Genomic DNA, 18770 nt, shown 5'->3' with positions numbered 1-18770 from the left:
AATACTTATATTTTTTTAAGATAAATAAATCAAAAAAGCTCCCCAAAAAAATTGGAGAGCCTTATTTTTATGAATGCTAATTTCTTAGTATCTGTAATATTCCGGTTTGAAAGGACCTTTTACATCTACACCGATATATTTAGCTTGTTCTTCTGTAAGCGTTTCTAATTCTACACCTAACTTTTTAAGGTGAAGAGCAGCCACTTTTTCATCCAAATGCTTAGGAAGTGTATACACTTCGTTTCCGTATTTGTCTGAATGGTTCCAAAGTTCGATCTGAGCCAAAGTCTGGTTTGAGAAAGAGTTTGACATTACGAAACTTGGGTGGCCTGTTGCACATCCTAAGTTTACCAATCTTCCTTCTGCAAGGATGATGATCTCGTTTCCGTCTACGTTATAAACATCTACCTGTGGCTTTACTTCATATTTAGTAGAACCGTAGTTTTCATTTAACCAAGCCATATCAATTTCGTTATCGAAGTGACCGATGTTACAAACGATAGTCTTGTCCTTCATCTTCTTGAAGTGAGAACCCTGAACAATGTTGAAGTTTCCGGTTGTAGTGATAATGATATCTGCAGTTTCGATTACAGTATCCAGCTTTTTCACTTCATAACCTTCCATTGCAGCCTGTAGAGCACAGATAGGGTCGATTTCAGTAACAGTAACGATAGAACCAGCCCCTCTGAATGAAGCAGCAGTACCTTTACCTACATCTCCGAATCCGCAAACGATTACTCTTTTACCGGCCAACATCACGTCAGTAGCTCTTCTTACCGCATCCACAGCAGATTCTCTACATCCGTACTTGTTGTCAAATTTAGACTTCGTTACAGAATCATTTACGTTGATTGCAGGCATTACCAAAGTACCATTCTTCATTCTTTCGTACAACCTGTGTACACCCGTTGTTGTTTCTTCGGAAAGTCCTTTGATATCTTTTGTAAATTGTGGATATTTATCAAAAACCATGTTCGTTAAATCTCCACCATCATCCAAGATCATGTTCAATGGTTTTCTGTCTTCACCAAAGAATAAAGTCTGCTCAATACACCAGTCGAATTCTTCTTCATTTAAACCTTTCCATGCATAAACAGGGATTCCTGCAGCAGCAATAGCAGCAGCAGCGTGATCTTGTGTAGAGAATATATTACATGAAGACCAGGTAACTTCAGCACCTAAAGCTACCAATGTCTCGATAAGCACAGCCGTTTGGATTGTCATGTGAAGACATCCCGCGATTCTTGCACCTTTTAATGGCTGGGATGGTCCGTATTCTTCACGGATTGCCATCAAACCTGGCATTTCAGCCTCTGCAAGATTAATTTCCTTTCTTCCCCATTCTGCAAGGGAAATGTCCTTTACTTTATAAGGAACGTATTGGGTTGTTGTTTCCATCTATCTGAAAAATTTTTCGCAAATTTACAAACTAATATTCTGACCACCAAAAATATGCCCCTCTATCGCGATTTTTCTGATGACAATGCCACGATTCTCGTATGGAAGTACGATGAAACCGAAGATCTTGATATTCATAAACTTTTAGAGCCGGAAAATGCCGAAAAAGTGAAAGATTACCATCCAAAAAAGTTATTGGAGGTGCTTATGGTCCGTAAACTTTTGAAGGGGTTAAAGCCTAATTCAAAAATTTTATATAAAGAAAGGGAGCCGTTTTTATTTCCTAAAGATGCGGAAATCTCCATTACCCATTCTTTTCCTTTCGCTGCGATTGCTATTTCCAAAAATAAAATTGCGATTGATATTGAAAAATTTAATCCGAAAATTCTAAGGGTGATCGACAAATTCACCTATGAAAACGAAAGAGGATTCATCCCTGAAAATAAAGCGGATACTTTTTATACCATTATCTGGAGCGTGAAAGAAAGCATGTACAAGATCCATCATTCAAAATATTGGTCACTGAAAAAAAATTATGAAGTAAAACCTTTTGAGCTGAAACATCTTCATCATATCAGCTGCAGGGTCTATGATGAGCAGTTTTCTGATGAGTTCAGGGCTAGGGTAGAATTTTTTGACGATTATTGCTTTACGATTGTTGAGGAGTAAGGTAAGGTTAAGATTTATGTTGAAATGCTTCGACTTCGCTCAGCATGACACTTCTAATACTAACTGTTTTGATGTACTCTATCAAAGCATATTTGTAGTAATGTCATGCTGAGCGGAGTCGAAGCATCTCAAACTTAACCTCAATCTCAATCTAAAACCTTTTAAAGCTTAGACTCGTTTTTATATTTTTCAATTACTTTTCGCTGCTCTTTTGCTACATCATATATGAGCTCCAAAACATCATGGATATTTTTAAGCTCCGTTAAATGAGATATTTTATTGGGATCTCTCACATCGTATGCTTCATTTTCCGTAAGCTCAATTTTTCTTTTCAAAATTAAATCTTCAAGCGAAGAATCTTCAGGCTCAATGCGGCTTTCCATATTGAGGGTCTCATTGATCTCTTCCCCGTTCAGCAGATTGGAAACTTTCTGCATTTCGGCTTCTATTTTTCTGCTCCAGCTTTCGGCATCTATTTCCGGGTACTTTTCGTCATCTTTTACATATTGAGAAAGTGAGGCTGTATAAGCTGTAATCAGGTGTGAAGTTGCCACGAACTGATGAACAACCTCCAGTTTTTTCTGCTGGTTTTTAGGCTCGGAAATCATTCTCTGAAAGTTGTCAGAAAGGTTTGCCAGCGATATAATGGCGTTTTTTCTTTTTACCTTATATTCTTCTATATCATAGTTTTCGTCTAAAAATTTAGAAATGACACTTTGGAAATAGCTTAAATTACATTCCGCGGATTTTTTCATCAGATCCAGATTCTGGGTATGTTCCCAGACCGGAAGCACAACGTAGGCAACCAGTGAAGTGATGAGTGCAGCTACTATGGTATCAACAATTCTGTCTTTAAAAATCACATTTACATTTCCCGGGCTTAAAAAATTAAAGCTTAAAAAAACATAAATGGTCATAAATAATACCGCCCAGAAGTATTTTCCTTTTAAAAAGCTGAAACACATGATCATGCTTATGAGCAGAATGGCAAATAAAACCTCATTAATGTCTACAAAATAAAGGATTCCATAGGCGATCAGCGCTCCGGCAATGGTTCCGTAAAGACGCAGAAGGTTCCTCTTTTTTGTGATGGAGTAGGCGGGCTTTAAAATTGCAACAATGGTAATTAAAATCCAATAAGTATGGCCAATTCCTAAAAACTGAAACATGGAAAACGAATATCCCAAAAGCAAAGCAATAGTAATTCTTAATGCATGCCGAAAGTGCGAGGAAGAAAGGGAAATATTATTCCTTAACACCTTGAAATTCAGTTTTTCTTCATTCGGCATAAATTTTTTTAAATCTAAACCGGTGGAAAGACTTTTTGCAAGTTTTACGTTCTGGGAAAATACTTTATAAATTTCTTCGATTTCTTTTGTAATTTCATTTATACGCATCAAAATTTGGCGCAAAACCATGAAGTTCTCGAAATTTTCCGGTGAGATACGCTTATTTCTGAGGTCAAAATAAACATGATTAAGGTTTTTTAATTCTAAATCAAGGTTAAACATCGGCTTCGCTCTCGTTCCGATCTGAAGCGAGATTCCGATATTGGTGATCTCTTCAGCAAGAAGATTCAGATAATCGTGGATGTTCACCAGGATCATGCTGTCATCAAAGCTCTGCTGCAGCTTCTGATAATCACTTTCCGAGGTCATTAATTTCTCATGAAGGTCCATTGAATTCAGGAACATCAGCATTAATAAACGGCTTGTAGTGGTAGATTCATTAACGATGGTCCTTGTTTTGAAAACAGTTTCCCTGGTTTCTTCCTGCAGGTTTTTTATCTCAATCTGCTTTGCGATAACCTGTGTTGTCAGCTTGTCGAAATCAGGGTTTTTCTGATAATAATTGGCTTTGATCTTTAAAAATTCGGCAAGCTGGAGATAATTTTCACCGATCATCTGGCTTGCAAGCTTATACGGCTGAATGGTAGTTACAATTAAAAATATAAGCAAAAACCAGATGCACCCTGATCCAAAGATCAGTAAGCTTTTAAGGATATTGGCTCCCGTAAGATGGCCGTCAATAAAGATAGCCAGCACTACCAGTGATAATGAGCCGACAGCCGCTAGTCGCTGCCCGTAAACCCCAATTAGTGAGAAAAACATCCCGAAAATAATGATCTCCGCCAGCACAAGAATTTTAAAATTCATGACTAGGCTGGCAATCATCGCAACGAAAACGAAGCAGAAAATGGCAAATGTAAGCGCATTTCTTCTTCGGATGAAAGGCCCGGGCTGATCGGTAAGTGCTACAAAGCTGGTTCCGAGAGGAAAGAGAAAATATTCTTTTAAAATCCCGAAGTGGGCGAGAACTAAACATGGTAAAACAGTGGCTAATGTAATTCTGATGGCAGAATATACATACTGGCTGGTTACGAATTTTTTTAGTTCCGCGGAATAGTTCATACTGCAAAAATAGGTGATGGAAACAGAAATTGCCTTATAAAAATAAGACTTTTGTGAACATATTTTGTTAATTAATTTTGAAATTTAAAAAGTAAAGGGTAATTTTGTGTCAATTGTGAGTTTTGCTTAGCAAAAGAATAGCGAATTTAAAACAACCTAAAATTGACAATTTCTTTAATCACATTCTTTTACCACAGTTTGCAGAGGAGGGAATTTGCTATTCATATTTCCATATTTATATTCAATAAAAAAAGCTCCATAAAAATGGAGCTTTATATTGATAAGATATATGTTTCTTAATAATCTACGTTAGAAGTTTCATCACCAATGTTCCATGTAAGACCGAAACGTAGTGTGTTATCCAAAGCAGTATTGATTTTTGACATATTGATCAAATAAGAAATATCCAACCCGAAAGAACGGTATTTTAACCCGATACCTGCAGTGGCAAACTGTCTTGCTCCCTGCTCTTCACTTTCGTGGAAGTAACCTCCTCTTACAGCAAAGGCATTGTCATAAGAATATTCTAATGCACCGCTATACATGATAGAGTTTTTGTTTTTGAATGATTTTCCGATACCTGCCATTACACCAACGTTTGGTACCTCATAGATAGGCTGTCTTGTATTTGGGTCTGTTCCTACGAATTCTGATCCGGGAACTAAGATTTTAGATCCTTCAACACTTAAACCGATTCTGTTTACATCATCAAGATACATATCATACCCAACCCCTAATCTTGCCATTGTAGGGAGGTAAGATCTTGATTCTTCGTTTCCTGTATAGTCTAATTTCGGACCAAGGTTCTGTACTGCGAAACCTGCGTTCAGTTTACCGTCATATCCGCCAAAGCTTGAAAACCTTGGAGACGTATAGTAACCTGAAACGTCTACAGCAAAAGAGTTTGCCGGCTTCAGTGTAGTATCCGTGTTGAACCCTCCGGCTAAGTCTGAACGGATAAATCTACCCGTAACAGCCATAGAGTAAGAATCTGAAAGTTTAAGACCGTATGCAACGTCAATAGAGAATTCGTTTGGTTTTGAAGTACCCATAGAAGTTACTTCGTTTCCTACTAATTGAGTCAAATCTACTTCACCCATATTGAAGTAATAGATACTAGCAGAGATGGTAGATCTTTCTTCCTGCCCTAAGAATTTATGGAACGCTCCATATAATAAAAACACATCATTGGTAAGTTTCCCCATGTAAGGCGTATAGTTTACCCCAACTGAAGAACTTGTTCTGCTAAAAGGATATTTGGCAGCATTCCAGAATTGTGAAAAAGCGTCCGGAGAGGTTACCACACCCTGGTCTCCCATACCTCCAGCTCTTGCATCTGGTGCGATTCTTAAAAAAGGAGCTCCGGTTAATACAGGTCTTACTAGGCTTAAATCTTGAGAATAGCCTAAAAAGCCAGCACCTAATCCAATTCCTAAAAGCAGTTTAGTAGTTAAATTCATATGTTGTCTTTTATATATTATCAGTTTTTTATAATTATTGTTACTGTTATCGTTTTAAAATTATTTCAAAAGTACCATTTTTTCTACAGCTGTAGCACTTCCTTTGCATTTTTCTTGATTTTGGCTTTTTGCAAATATCTTAAAAATATACGTACCTTTTGCAACTGTGGCCCCAAAATCATCTCTTCCGTCCCATTCTATTGCCTGGCGAGGTGTTCTAAAGCCCTGTAGGAACGGTTCTGCAACCACCGGCTGCGATAATGTTCTTACCAGTTTTCCTGTTATCGTATAAATCTGAACATTTACATCCAAAATATCATCACAATTATGCTCAAAGTGAATGTACGTTTTATTTGTAAAAGGATTCGGCCAGTTTAGCGGTCTGTTGATCACCAAATGCTGATCGGCTTCATCCTTAACTTCAAAGTTTAACGTAGCAGTCGTAGAATTATTGTTTATATCCCAAACTTTAAATGTTAATTGATGCTGTCCCACTGCAAGATTTCTGAAAGGATACGTCACATTTCCTTTCTGATAGTCTGCCAGACTCGGGCTAAGACATCCGTTTCCTTCACCTGATGCGTAGAAATCATTCAATACAACGGTGTTGATAATTTGTCCGTCCAAATATACTGTAATATCGTGACCAATACCAGAACCTGTGGAATTTATTCCTGTATCATCCGTAACGCACGCCAGCAACATAGGATTTTGATCTGTAATACCCCCATCCGCAAAGTTGGTGTTGTTCATGTATAATTTTACTTTTGGCGGCTCATTATCATTAATTCCGTTCGGGTTGATATCTCCCACCTGTACAGCCTGATTATTGAATACATCAGAAGATTTATTATCTGCATATCCTAAAATCCTTCCTTGTCCTACGGCGTAGTTAATATCTTTCGGAACATAGAATTCTACGGTGAAAACTCCGTTTACAGCCGTTCCTGAAGCTTTTACAATAGCGCTTCCTTCTTCTGTATATTGAAGAACGGGAGTAAGTCCGCCGTCGTTATTTAAAGTCTGTTTGTTTAATCTTTTATCAAAAATGTTGATGACAACTCTTCCGTTGAATGTTGTATTAAGTGTTCCGTCCGGTTTATTGATATGACCTTTTACTTTTACAAAATCCAAACCTCTGATCAATCCCGGAACCGGAGTTTCAATGGCATCTATCATCAGCAATCTTTGAGGTCTGCTCAGTTTCATGGCAGGATCTCCAAGGAAATTTACCTTTAAGTGGTCTGTAGCTGCTCCTTTTTGCTTTTTAGCATTAAGGTGTGCATATCCTAGCGTATCAAAATCATCACTTGTAAGCTTAAAAATATTCTGTGTATAAAGGTTGGTAAAATCAATACCGTATCCTACGTCAATCGCACGGCTTGAAGTAATCATTGCTGCAGGGCCTCCCTGTTTTAGCTTGATGAACTGTTCTCCAGCAGAAGAAGTATCCGGCTCATCCCAAAGCGTAAATTCGCAGGTAATAGTAGATACAAACGGGAATCTGCTGTATACATTAGAGAAATTATTGGCATTCTGAACTTCATTTAAGGTTAAAACCCTCTCCTGAGCCCATCCGTTGATACCTCCATGCCCGAAATAGAACAGGTATAAGCTGTTTCCGATATCATTCGAAATTGCCTGGTTTACCTGCGGGTATCTTTGGCCTCCTGCTGTACTTTGCGCCTGGAAAGCATCAAGATATAATTTTCTTACGTTGTATTCTTTAAGGTTTGTAGAAGCCGGCTGTTCAAAAACAGTAGCCAGTGTATTGTTCATTACAGTATGGAAAGGCGTACCGCCATCATTGTCATCATCCACCACAAAATCCAGCTTCATTTTCCATTCTCCAAACGGTGTCGACTGGCCGGATAAGCTGTTATAATAAGCCAGCGTTTTATCGATCATATTACCAGCTTCCGTCGCATTTGCAGCAGGGATTCTTCCTACGGGAAGATCAGGAATATTATTGGTGATAAACTGGTTATTCTGAGGTTTTGTCATTACAATATAATCATCTGTAACAAAAGACCTGATTACATCCATGGATTCTTCACTCTGGTAGCTGGATACTACATTGGAGTTGTTTGGAACCCTGTTTTTGTAGTCATAAGAAGTATCTCCTAAAATGAATACATATTTTAAGCTTCCAAGCGGAGTGTTCAGTTTGGTTACAAAATCTCTTATTGCTGTAAGATCTCTGCTTCCGCTGCCGAATTCGTTATAGATTTTATCCGTGTCAATGATCTGTACATTGTAGCTGTTTTTTGTTTGGTGATAATTCGCCAGTCTCTGTGCCTGTCCCATCATTTCCGGAACTGTAATGATCAGATAATCTACATTTTGTAATGCCGAAAGATTCTGATTATTAATTCTTCCCACAAACTGAGGGCTGTATGCTGCATCTGCTTTGAAGGCTACAAATTCATTATTGAAATTCGGGTCTGAAGCGGTATAGGCAAAATTAAATGTAGTATTTCCTGCTGCTTTATTTACCCTTCTGTTGGCATTTGTAATATCTGTAACATCCCAGATCTGCTCTGCTGAAGAAGCATTAGCCAGGCTGAAACCATACGTGGTATTGCTTCCACTTACCAGAGAAAAATCTCTGAAATTCATTTGGGTGCCGTTAAAGCTTAAATTATCCTTATACTGTACTTCCAGATAATCCACATAGAAATTTCCGTTTGGATTCACCGAAATATTGGGCTTAAGGTTAAATGTAAGCTGAGTTCCGCTTAAACCTGTAAGGATTCCTGAATAATTAGCAGGATAAAAATCATTGGTCCCGCCGCTGTTGGCTGCAGGAATATTTACCGGAAAAGGATTTTGGTTATTTAAATCAAAAGTGATGCTGTTTTGCTGAGATTTATAAGCAATAACCTGTGCTCTGTACCGGATTTGGTCTCCACCCTGAATCGGAGAAGCTGTAGTAAAAGTAACGGCTTTATCTGTAGTGAAAGGAGTATCTTCTACCCAGACTCTTCCTACTTTCATCAGGTTTTTTTGATCATTATTGATTACCTGGTAATTGTCAAATCTCGTAATCAGAGGAGTTGCAGGCAGGTTTACATCCACCGGCTGAACTCTCTTTCCCGGACCTTTATCGAAATTAATATAATAATATGAGTAATCTTCGTAGATATTTTTTACGTTTTCGCTTCTGTCATTTCTGGTATCCACTCTCTTGTATCCGTTCCCGTTAGACGTATTGTAAAGATTGTAACCATTCGGTCCCTGAGCGTAGAAAAGGGCATAGTCATTATCATTCCATACACCGTCATCTTCGCCAACTACCTGGATAGCGTTTTCCTGAAGCGCGCTGTATTTTACATCCTGATTATATTCTGGAAGCATAATTCCTCCGTTACCATAGATCCTGAAATTTTTAGGATTTACTGAAGAAGGATTGATCCCGTTATCCTGTAAAAATTGTCTGGTAATTTTAAAAATCCCAGATTTATCAACTTTTATTTTATAAAAATTTCCGGCAGACAATGGATTGTTCGAGGTCCCGACTTTCAAAGTGCTGCCAGCGGAGTTAGAAGCATTCGTCTCAGAAATTTCAAATGAAGACAGCCTCTGAATCTTTCCTTTTACATTTTTAAATAAAGCGACATTAATGCTGGCGTACCTTTCACCCTCAAGGTTATAGTACGTAACATCCTTAATCTCGTAATCGGGAAGAAGGTCTTTGCTCATCTCAAAAAGATCTTTTGCAGAAACGCTTTCCCACACCGGATTTGAAACTTTTAATTGCTTTTCGCCGATTTTTTGTTTAGTTGTTATAAAAATGTTATTTTGGCTGAAGGAAAAACCCTGATTTTTAAAATTTGGTAGAGTGAGTTTTGTATCGCCAAAGTCCTGAATTTTTGATCCATCCCATTCGATGGTAATTCTTTGGGCCCAAAGCAGTGATACAAAGCACGTTAGAAATAAAAGCGAGATTATTTGTTTCATGTTTATTATTGAAATTTCTAAATTACAAAATAAATGAAAATTTTATAATTAAATTGCGATACAATAAAATTAATTTGTTAACGTTTTTTAAAAAAATCAACTCTTTACTTGATTTATTGAATAATTTATTTTTTCTTTGTACTTTGAAAATATTTATATCGACTATGAAAAAACTAAAGTTGTTTTCATTAATAGCATTAAGTTCTACACTTGCATTAACCAGCTGTGGTGGAGGTACTAGCAAAGGCGGCGGTACTAAAAAATTTGTCAGCAAAACGGGTTGGAAACCAAACGAAAAACAAGGTTGGTTTTTTGCAGGAAAGCAACAAAAGCAGAAAGGTTGGCCGGGGATGGTATATGTAGAAGGTGGAACTTTTACAATGGGATTAGTGAAAGATGATGTTATGCACGACTGGAATAACTCACCGCGTAGAATGCAGGTAAGTTCATTCTTTATCGGGGAAACTGAAATTACTAACTACGAATACCGCGAATACCTTACATGGTTGAAGTATGTATTCCCTCCAAGTGATCCTAGCTTTAAGGAAATCTACAACGGTGCGTTGCCGGATACCTTACTGTGGGACAACAAACTATCTAGAAATGATTACAACGAGACCTACTTCCGTTCTCCTGAATTCGATTACTATCCGGTAGTAGGTGTTTCTTGGACTCAGGCAAACAGATACTGCGAATGGTTGACAGACAGAGCAAATGAAAAAGCTTTAATGCAAGCAGGTATTATTGCTAAAGATTTGTATATCAACGAATCAAACAATCAGGGTGGAACTGCATTCAACATGGATAAATTCAAATCGAATGATCCGGAAATGCAAGGGTACATCAATGAAAAAAGAATGCAGCAAAAGAATGGTATAAAAACTACCAACCAAAGATTACTTGCTGCAAACAGATCTCCTGCTTCTGCAATGGTTCAGAAATTCAGACTTCCTACAGAAGTAGAATGGGAATATGCTGCATTGGGTATGTCTAAAAACAGAGAGTATAATCAATACTTAGGTAAAAAACCAGAAATTGAAACATTGAGAGGAACTAAAGGTAGAGACAGAGGAATGTACCTTGAAAACTTCAAAATGGGAGCTGGTGACTACTCTGGTATCGCAGGTTGGAAAAATGACGGTTCTGCAAGAACTTCTGATGTAAGACAATATCCATCAAATGACATAGGTATCTATGGTATGTTTGGAAACGTTTCAGAATGGACGGCGGATATCTACAGACCAATCATTGACGAAGATTTCAGTGACTTCAACTACTATAGAGGAAATATGCCGCAAGCTGTTGTAAAGAACGGTGACGGAACTTACAAAATGGTAGATGAAAGCAACATTAAATATGATACTCTGGCGGACGGAAGATTAGTTTACAGAAACTTACCAGGCCAGTTCGAAAGAGAAACTATCGCTGATTACAGAAACTACAGAGATGGTGACAGAATGTCTTCATTAGACTATAGAAGCACTTCTGATTCTGCAGATGCCAGCAATATGTACAATGCTCCTCAAAAGAGATTTATTGTAGATGCTAACGGAAAAGTAATTCTTCAGAAAGACAGAAAAGAAAGAACTTCTGCTATGACTAATGACATCAGAGTTGTAAAAGGTGGTTCTTGGCAGGATACGGCTTACTGGCTGGATCCGGGACAAAGAAGATATAAAGACGAAAATAAAGCTTACGGATGGATCGGATTCCGTGTGGCTCAAGATGCAAGAGCAAGCGATAAAGGTAGAACAAGAAGATAATATTTATCAAAATAATTTCAAAAACCTTCCAAAATTTTGGAAGGTTTTTTTATTTTTGAACTATGAATATAGAACAGTTTTACCCGCTATTTTTAAAGTCCGGAAAAGTTACAATTGACAGCAGAAAAATAGGAAAGAACGATATCTTTTTTGCATTTTCAGGAGAGAATTTCAATGCGGCAACTTTAGCTGAAAAAGTCATAGAAGAAGGCGCTTTCGCAGTAATTGTAGAGCAGAAAGATTTTGAAAATACCGATAAAAACATTTTCTATGTCCGTTCTACATTAGAATTCCTGCAGGAGCTTGCGGTTTATCACAGAAAACAGCTTCAGATTCCCATCATTGGGCTTACGGGAAGTAACGGGAAAACTACTACGAAAGAGATTATTCACGCTGTTCTTTCACAGAAATTCAATGTACAGTATACCTTCGGAAATTTAAATAATCATATCGGAGTACCATTAACAATCCTTTCTATAAAGCCGGAGCATGAAATGGCCGTTATCGAAATGGGGGCCAATCATCAGAAAGAAATAGAGCTGCTTTGTTCCATTGCACAGCCTGATTTTGGCTATATTACCAATTTTGGAAAGGCACATCTTGAAGGTTTCGGCGGTTTTGAAGGGGTAATTAAAGGTAAATCCGAACTATACGATTATCTTAAAAATCATCAGCGAACCATTATTGTCAATGAAAACGATCCCATTCAGGCAGAAAAAACTGAAAATTATACACCAAAAATTACTTTCGGAAAAGATACTTCAGATTATCAGTTTGAATTATTTTCAGAAGAGCATTTCGTAGGCTTACAGTATCAGGATAAAAAAGCACTTTCAAAGCTTACCGGGGAATATAATTTTACAAATCTTTGTGCTGCAGCAAGCCTGGGATTACATTTTGGAATTGATTTTGAAAAAATTAAACAGGCAATCGAAAATTATACGCCTACCAATATGCGTTCTCAGATTGTAAAAAAAGAAAACCGGACACTGGTTTTGGATACATATAATGCAAATCCGAGCTCTATGAACGCTTCACTGCATAATTTTATCACTTTTGAAGGTTCAAAAACTATCATCATCGGTGATATGCTGGAGCTGGGAGAGGAGGGCACAACGGAACACCAAAATATCCTTAAACTGGCCCAGGAATTAGGTTTTAACGAAATCATAACCGTAGGAAAGAACTTCAAAAATGTAAATACTTCACAGCTAAGCTTTGAAAATACAGCAGAATTAATAGAATATTTAAAGCTGAATAAAATCCAGTCAGACAATATTTTATTAAAAGGTTCAAGGGGAATTGCGTTAGAAAAATCAATCGATTTTATTTAGTCTGCCAGAATTCCTTTACAATCAGCTTAATATTTTTAAATGTGCTCGGAAAAACTTCATCTTTAATCTGGGAAGTGTTTTTCCATGCCACTTCTGTGATTCCTTCTTCTATCTGCGGCTTTGAAGTGTCTTCACCATTGAAGTTCATTTCAAACCAGTGGGTGCATTTCAGAACTTTATCACCATTTCTTTCTACATAAATATGATAAGTTGTATTGATAAATCTTACCAGCTCCACATCTTTTAAGCCGGTTTCTTCTTCAATTTCGCGGACAGCAGATTCTTCGCGGGATTCGCCTTTTTCCATTTTACCTTTGGGAAGGTCCCATTTTCCAAGCCTTTTTATAAAAAGTAAGTCTCCGTCAGAATTATTGACCAAACCTCCTGCTGCTTCAATGATTCTGAATAATTTTTGAAATTCTGCCCAGATTTCATCAATATTTTCACCAAAAACATTTAATTCCCTTACAGATGTATTTTCAAGAAGATCCAAAGCGATCTCAAGGGTTGTGACGTTTTCGTAGCCAAGCATCTTTTCCAGGTTTTCGGATTGCTTAGACAGCAATAATTTTTTTTCGTTCACAAAAACTTTATACATATATTTGTAAGAGTTAAGAATTAAATACAAAAATAAAAAATGAATTTAGAAGGACGAAAGATTATTGTCAATAAATCATCTAAAGAACTCACTGAAATCCTAAAATCTCCTGAAAACTACAAACAATTCATGCCGGATGGTCTTCAAAAGTTTGAAACAAGAGAAGACGGTTTCAAATTCGGTCTGCAGGGAATGCCGGAAATCGCTCTGAAAATAGATGAAGTGAATGATCAGAAGGCTGTTTTGAAGTCGGCAAGCTCAAGTTTAGACTTTGCATTGACGGCAACTTTGAATCCTGTAAACGAAAATCAGACTGAAGTTCAGATGCTTTTTGAGGGAAAATTCAACCCGTTTATCAAAATGATGGTAGAAAAGCCTTTGCAGAATTTCATAAATACGCTTACTGATAAGATAGAAGCCTATAAATAATATAAAAGCTTCATGAGAATGTTCATGAAGCTTTTTTTTGGCTTAAAATTTATTGATCAGCAGAAATTTGAACTCCGTTTGCCGCAAATGGACGGATGCAGAGATCAAAATATCGGTTGTTTTCGTCAGGTTTTAGACAGCTAACATTTATTCCTTCTGCTTCAGGGTCAATTTCAAATTCTGTTTTTTCCGTTTCTATAATAATCTTGTGTGCGGGGATTTCTTTCCTGTTACCTTCTTCATCAATTATGATTACTTTTTTGAAAGGTGTTTTGCTTAGTGGTGATTCATATTATTTGTGTATTTAAGTGTCGTATCAGCAGATAATTCCAGAACTATGATCTTGTGAGCTTCCCGTAGCGGAAGAAAGAACATTAATTTCATTATTGAGCCTTAAAACTCCCATGAAAGCAAAAATCAAAGCTTCTTTATATTCAATAATTTCTTTTTCCGGAATAATAATTTCAGTAGTTGTTTTAGCTTTAATTTTTTCAATTAAAAACTGATTGTACGCTCCGCCACCGGTAAAAAGGACTTTTTTAATTTTATTTTCAGTAAAAACCTTCGAAATCTGATGTGCTGCATGTTCCGTGAAAGTAGCCAGAATATCAAGAGTTTCTATATTTTTAAATAAAGGGCAGATGTTTTCATTACACCATTCTATTCCAAGGGATTTTGGATGCTGCTGATGATAAAATGGTAATGAATTTAATTCAGATAAAAGGGTTTCATTTATTTTTCCTGTTCTTGCAAGATCTCCGTTATCGTCAAATTTTTTATTGTATTTCTGCGCCAGTTGGTTCAAAATAATATTCACCGGAGCAATGTCAAAGGCAATTCTCTGATTGTTGGCTTTTAAAGAAATATTGGAAAATCCACCCAGATTAAGGCATGCATCATATTGTGAAAACAGCAATTCATCCCCGATGGGTACGAGTGGAGCGCCATTTCCGCCCAACAAAACATCCTGAGTTCTGAAATCGTAGATTACGGGCAGCCCGGTTTCTATTTTAATGGCTCTCCCGTCGCCAATCTGTAATGTAAATTTCTTTTGAGGCTGGTGAAAAACAGTATGCCCGTGAGAGGAAATCAGGTCAATATTTTTTAGCTGGTATTTTTGGATAAAATTTTTAACGGATTTGCCTAAATAAAAACCAAATTCAGAATGTAATTCCAATAATGTTTCTGCTGAAAGATGGATAGAATTTTTGAGCTGATGTTCCCAATTTTCAGGATAGGGAAGTGTTTCTGCTTTTATGATCTCAAAATTCCATGAAGACTTCTGCTTCTCGAATCTTGCAAAGCAAATATCCAGACCGTCCAGGCTTGTTCCGGACATCAACCCGATTGCGTGCAGAACCATAGAACTATTTTTGTTTTTCAGATAATTTTGTAGTGGTGAAGTCTCCCGAATTTTCGTAAAAAACATATTCGGAGAAGTCATCTTTTGCGGTCATTCCGTGAGCTCCTACTAATGTAGAACCGTCTTCCATAGTTACATACACTGTATCATGGGTATAAATTCGGTTTTTTTTCTGGTCCCAAAAAATACTCTGCATGGCAAATTTCTGGCCTTCGTTAGTTGTAATTCTCACATCACCTTTAGCTTCGTAGAACTTTTTATAATCGAAGATTCTGGCATATTTTGCTTTAATTGTTCCAGGAACTTTAGGCTTTTTCTTATCAAAAAATTGAATATCAATTCCTTTTCTTGCCACGGTGTATGGGCTGTCGATCAATTCATATTTTTCAATAATCGGAGCCTTTGCCCTCATCGTCACAAATCCGGAATCCCGCTGGATGATATTGGCATTATTAATAACCTGTGAGGGAAAATTTTTACTTTGCTTACCTGCATTTTTCGTAAGGTCTTCTTCACAGGATGTCACTATAAAAAATATAGCACAACTAAAAAGGTATGCTATAATTTTTTTATATGATATGTTGCTGATCAACTTCATTTTAGTTATATAAAGTCTTTCTGAACCACTTGTCTGCAAAGTTGAACCCTATTTTCAGATTGATAAAATTCTGATTGATCAGGTTATTCTTAGTTGTTCCTCTTTTTCCTACTTCAAGGCCAAGCTCAAGACCACTCATTCTTGTTATGCTGCTGTTTTTGAATGGTAGAAGAACCCCTGCAGAAACCCCGAACTTATTGATGTTCTGGCCTGCAATTTTAAGGCTTCCCTTTTCATAAAAAGCACCGTATCTGTAAACAACCCTTGAGAAGTAGCTTCTGAAGTTGTTATAGTTTGGAAGGTACCATCCCCCGGCAGAAATTCTGTAAGAATCTTCCAGATCAAGGGTATTCCCGAAGTAGCTGATGGATTCTCCTTTTTTATAATCTCCCTGTAAAGATAAAAACCATTTATTTTCCTCACCGTAACCTACACCTAATGATGCCTGTAAAGGTAAAAGGTTTTTAGAGCTGGTAGACTTTTGCTCAATTATACTTTCGTTGCTTTTTGTTCCGGCTGCGTCAGCATAATAATAGGTACTGTTCAGATAATCCGTGGTCATATTACTTGTGTTTCCAAAAGTAGTAATGGCACCGATGGTTAATTTTCTGTCAGTACTTGTATTTAAATTCTGGTAGCTGGCTCCCAATGTAAAATTAAAGTTACGGACATTGTTTTTAGTTTCGTATCCGTTAACAAGTTCTGCATTAGACTGAGACAATTCATTAAGATCATATAAATTCCCGAAATAGTAATTGGCTCTTACCCCTACCGCAACTTTATCATTAATTTCATAGCCTAAAGCGATTTGAGCCGTATTCAATGTACCGCTTCCTTTAAAACTATTACGTCTGATATTTCCGTCTTCTAAAGTTTCATCATGAACGATTTCATAGCTTTTGGAGCTGTAAGGCTGATAAGAAAGTCCCATTTTCAACTTTGGAGAAAGTGGGAAGGCTATTGATATATTAGATAAATACGTAGAATGTTTTGTAGACTTCGTATTATTATAATCAGTTTTGAAGTAATTGTTTTCGTTCGTAGCTTCCAGCTTTATACTTGTAAGCTCGAAATTGGTATTATTTGCAGGGTTTGCAAAATTAAAATTACTGGAAAAGTCGCTTATAAAAGCAGTTGATATACCTCCCATAGAGGAAGTTTCGATAGTATTATCATATTTTACATCTCCAATTCCATAAGTGGCATAAGGTGAGTTACTCAGATTCTGCGCATTCAGGAAATATCCTACTGATATGAATGATAGTACAAAGATTTTTTTCATTCTTTATTTTTAAAACAATGCGCAAATATCTTAAATATTAATGAATTGTAAAAATTATAAGAGGTTAAAGTTTGTTAAGGGGGATGAATAGCGATATCTAGGGTGAAATGTGAATTGTCAATTCGCTTTGCTTATGAATCTTCTACAGACTATTTAAATATAAACATGCTCAAATTCCTCTCCTCTGGAGGGGTGGCGAAAATTTGAAAAATTTTTGACGGGGTGGTTAAAGTGAATGGTGAATGGTTAATAAAGCCAATTTTTCAAATTTAGCTTAAAAAACAGACTTCTATATATTAAAGAAAAATCGCCATTCCTTGCGAAGCAAAATTCACATCTTACAATCCAAAATTTCTTTATCTTTGAACCATGAATTGGGAGAACATTGCCGGACAGGAAAATCTGAAAAAACTTCTGAGAGATAGTATCACCGAAAACCGTGTGAGCCACGCCCAGCTTTTCGTAGGAAAGGAAGGGTATGGGACTTTGCCGATGGTTTTAGCCTACGCAAAAGAAGTCCTGAGCCGGGAAAATGAGCACGCCGCCTCAAAGGTGGAGCACTTGAATCATCTTGACCTGCACTTCAGCTTTCCGGTTTTCACGGATAATAAAAATTCTTTAAGTAAAAATAAATTTGAAGAATTCCGCGAAATGATCATGGCTTCCCCGTATGCAAGCTATGACGACTGGACAGCTTTTCTGGAGTCGGAAAATAAACAACTTTTTATATCTGCGGATGAAATTGATGATCAGAATCAGAAATTTTCTTTAAAAAGTTTTGAAGGTGGAACAAAAATTCTCATTGTCTGGAGAGCAGATAAAATGAATATTGCCGCATCCAATAAATTCCTGAAATTTTTGGAAGAACCGCCGGCTAAAACCATTATTCTGCTTACGGCAGAATCTTCAAATGACATTCTTCCTACCATTCTTTCCAGAACGCAGATTGTGGAAGTCCCGAGGATTAATGATGAAGACATCGAAGCTTATTTAAAAAAGAATTTCAATGTTTCCGACGAAAAGATAAAGGAAATCGTTCACGAATCTCAGGGAGACCTTAATGATGCCATCAGGCTTCTACAGTCCGGAAGTAAGAATGAAGAATTCGAAAAACTTTTCGTACAATGGGTTAGGGATGCTTTTATGGTAAAAAAGAAACCGGAATTTTTAAAAAGCATTATTCTTTGGGCAAGGGAGATCGCGGGCTGGAACCGTGAGAAACAAAAGAATTTTTTAAACTACTGTTCAGAAATTTTCAGGCTGGCTTTGCTTCAGAATTATCAGTCGGAAAGTCTTGTTTATAAAAAAATTGACGCTAATGGCTTCAACTGGTCAGGTTTTTCAAAATTCATCAGCGGAGCCAATATTGAAAATATTTTAGACGAGATCAGCACGGCAGATTTGCACCTTACCAGAAACGGAAACCCGAAAATTGTCTGGACAGATTTGGGAATAAAGCTGTCAAGATACATTCATAAAAATACATAAAAAACTCCGGCGATTGC

The 18770-nt window shown here is 37.0% G+C and carries 13 protein-coding genes; 5 read left to right on the top strand and 8 right to left on the bottom strand.

What is annotated here, in order from left to right:
- Positions 1–84: 84 nt before the first annotated feature.
- On the bottom strand, positions 85–1398 hold the full coding sequence (gene ahcY, locus H560_RS0113930) for an adenosylhomocysteinase (protein ID WP_027380615.1): 1314 nt from the start codon (positions 1396–1398) through the stop codon (positions 85–87).
- Positions 1399–1452: 54 nt separating this feature from the next.
- Between ahcY and H560_RS0113925 the strand changes: the two genes are divergently transcribed.
- Complete coding sequence (locus H560_RS0113925) at positions 1453–2067, top strand: 4'-phosphopantetheinyl transferase family protein (RefSeq protein ID WP_027380614.1); 615 nt, start codon at positions 1453–1455, stop codon at positions 2065–2067.
- Positions 2068–2228: 161 nt separating this feature from the next.
- Here H560_RS0113925 and H560_RS0113920 read toward each other — a convergent pair whose 3' ends face one another.
- The 3 genes from H560_RS0113920 to porU all read right to left on the bottom strand — a co-directional run bounded on the left by H560_RS0113920 (position 2229) and on the right by porU (position 9898).
- Entirely contained in the window at positions 2229–4478 is a 2250-nt protein-coding gene (locus H560_RS0113920; RefSeq protein WP_027380613.1) for an FUSC family protein, read from the bottom strand.
- Positions 4479–4774: 296 nt separating this feature from the next.
- Positions 4775–5938, bottom strand: a complete 1164-nt coding sequence (porV, locus tag H560_RS0113915) for a type IX secretion system outer membrane channel protein PorV (protein ID WP_027380612.1) — start codon at positions 5936–5938, stop codon at positions 4775–4777.
- Positions 5939–5998: 60 nt separating this feature from the next.
- Entirely contained in the window at positions 5999–9898 is a 3900-nt protein-coding gene (porU, locus tag H560_RS0113910) for a type IX secretion system sortase PorU (protein ID WP_027380611.1), read from the bottom strand.
- A gap of 164 nt (positions 9899–10062) precedes the next feature.
- Here porU and gldJ point away from each other — a divergent pair, with 164 nt between their 5' ends.
- Both gldJ and H560_RS0113900 read left to right on the top strand, forming a co-directional pair.
- Positions 10063–11661 carry a gliding motility lipoprotein GldJ gene (gene gldJ, locus H560_RS0113905; RefSeq protein ID WP_027380610.1) on the top strand — a complete coding sequence of 533 codons (1599 nt, stop codon included), beginning with the start codon at positions 10063–10065 and terminating at the stop codon, positions 11659–11661.
- Between the two features lie 62 nt (positions 11662–11723).
- Entirely contained in the window at positions 11724–12995 is a 1272-nt protein-coding gene (locus H560_RS0113900) for a UDP-N-acetylmuramoyl-tripeptide--D-alanyl-D-alanine ligase (RefSeq protein WP_027380609.1), read from the top strand.
- On the opposite strand, the gene H560_RS0113895 is transcribed toward H560_RS0113900, so the two are convergent.
- Positions 12988–13593 carry an NUDIX hydrolase gene (locus H560_RS0113895; RefSeq protein WP_027380608.1) on the bottom strand — a complete coding sequence of 202 codons (606 nt, stop codon included), beginning with the start codon at positions 13591–13593 and terminating at the stop codon, positions 12988–12990. The genes H560_RS0113900 and H560_RS0113895 overlap by 8 nt on opposite strands.
- Positions 13594–13632: 39 nt before the next feature.
- Here H560_RS0113895 and H560_RS0113890 point away from each other — a divergent pair, with 39 nt between their 5' ends.
- The gene (locus tag H560_RS0113890) at positions 13633–14022 is read left to right on the top strand and encodes a hypothetical protein (protein WP_027380607.1); all 390 of its coding nucleotides are present in this window, start codon (positions 13633–13635) and stop codon (positions 14020–14022) included.
- A gap of 316 nt (positions 14023–14338) precedes the next feature.
- Here the strand turns inward: H560_RS0113890 and H560_RS0113880 are convergent, their stop codons facing one another.
- From H560_RS0113880 to H560_RS0113870, 3 genes are read right to left on the bottom strand one after another with little or no spacing between them, the layout of a single operon-like run.
- Positions 14339–15385, bottom strand: coding sequence for an anhydro-N-acetylmuramic acid kinase (locus H560_RS0113880; protein WP_027380606.1), 1047 nt, complete (start codon positions 15383–15385; stop codon positions 14339–14341).
- Between the two features lie 4 nt (positions 15386–15389).
- On the bottom strand, positions 15390–15983 hold the full coding sequence (gene lptC / locus H560_RS0113875; protein ID WP_027380605.1) for an LPS export ABC transporter periplasmic protein LptC: 594 nt from the start codon (positions 15981–15983) through the stop codon (positions 15390–15392).
- Position 15984: 1 nt separating this feature from the next.
- A complete protein-coding gene (locus tag H560_RS0113870; RefSeq protein ID WP_027380604.1) occupies positions 15985–17265 on the bottom strand; it encodes a hypothetical protein in 1281 nt (426 codons plus the stop codon).
- Between the two features lie 369 nt (positions 17266–17634).
- Here H560_RS0113870 and H560_RS0113865 point away from each other — a divergent pair, with 369 nt between their 5' ends.
- A complete protein-coding gene (locus H560_RS0113865; protein ID WP_027380603.1) occupies positions 17635–18753 on the top strand; it encodes a DNA polymerase III subunit in 1119 nt (372 codons plus the stop codon).
- The last annotated feature ends 17 nt before the right edge of the window (positions 18754–18770 follow it).

Origin of the sequence: Chryseobacterium daeguense DSM 19388, assembly GCF_000430825.1 — a bacterium.
Taxonomy (GTDB): domain Bacteria; phylum Bacteroidota; class Bacteroidia; order Flavobacteriales; family Weeksellaceae; genus Chryseobacterium; species Chryseobacterium daeguense.
Note: the sequence above shows the minus strand (reverse complement) of the source record. Positions and strands in the feature narration are given on the sequence as shown.

Excerpts from the sequence above, each read along its gene's own strand:
- ahcY (WP_027380615.1), bottom strand. The coding sequence starts at position 1,398 with ATGGAAACAACAACCCAATACGTTCCTTATAAAGTAAAGGACATTTCC.
- H560_RS0113925 (WP_027380614.1), top strand. The coding sequence starts at position 1,453 with ATGCCCCTCTATCGCGATTTTTCTGATGACAATGCCACGATTCTCGTA.
- H560_RS0113920 (WP_027380613.1), bottom strand. The coding sequence starts at position 4,478 with ATGAACTATTCCGCGGAACTAAAAAAATTCGTAACCAGCCAGTATGTA.
- porV (WP_027380612.1), bottom strand. The coding sequence starts at position 5,938 with ATGAATTTAACTACTAAACTGCTTTTAGGAATTGGATTAGGTGCTGGC.
- porU (WP_027380611.1), bottom strand. The coding sequence starts at position 9,898 with ATGAAACAAATAATCTCGCTTTTATTTCTAACGTGCTTTGTATCACTG.
- gldJ (WP_027380610.1), top strand. The coding sequence starts at position 10,063 with ATGAAAAAACTAAAGTTGTTTTCATTAATAGCATTAAGTTCTACACTT.
- H560_RS0113900 (WP_027380609.1), top strand. The coding sequence starts at position 11,724 with ATGAATATAGAACAGTTTTACCCGCTATTTTTAAAGTCCGGAAAAGTT.
- H560_RS0113895 (WP_027380608.1), bottom strand. The coding sequence starts at position 13,593 with ATGTATAAAGTTTTTGTGAACGAAAAAAAATTATTGCTGTCTAAGCAA.
- H560_RS0113890 (WP_027380607.1), top strand. The coding sequence starts at position 13,633 with ATGAATTTAGAAGGACGAAAGATTATTGTCAATAAATCATCTAAAGAA.
- H560_RS0113880 (WP_027380606.1), bottom strand. The coding sequence starts at position 15,385 with ATGGTTCTGCACGCAATCGGGTTGATGTCCGGAACAAGCCTGGACGGT.
- lptC (WP_027380605.1), bottom strand. The coding sequence starts at position 15,983 with ATGAAGTTGATCAGCAACATATCATATAAAAAAATTATAGCATACCTT.
- H560_RS0113870 (WP_027380604.1), bottom strand. The coding sequence starts at position 17,265 with ATGAAAAAAATCTTTGTACTATCATTCATATCAGTAGGATATTTCCTG.
- H560_RS0113865 (WP_027380603.1), top strand. The coding sequence starts at position 17,635 with ATGAATTGGGAGAACATTGCCGGACAGGAAAATCTGAAAAAACTTCTG.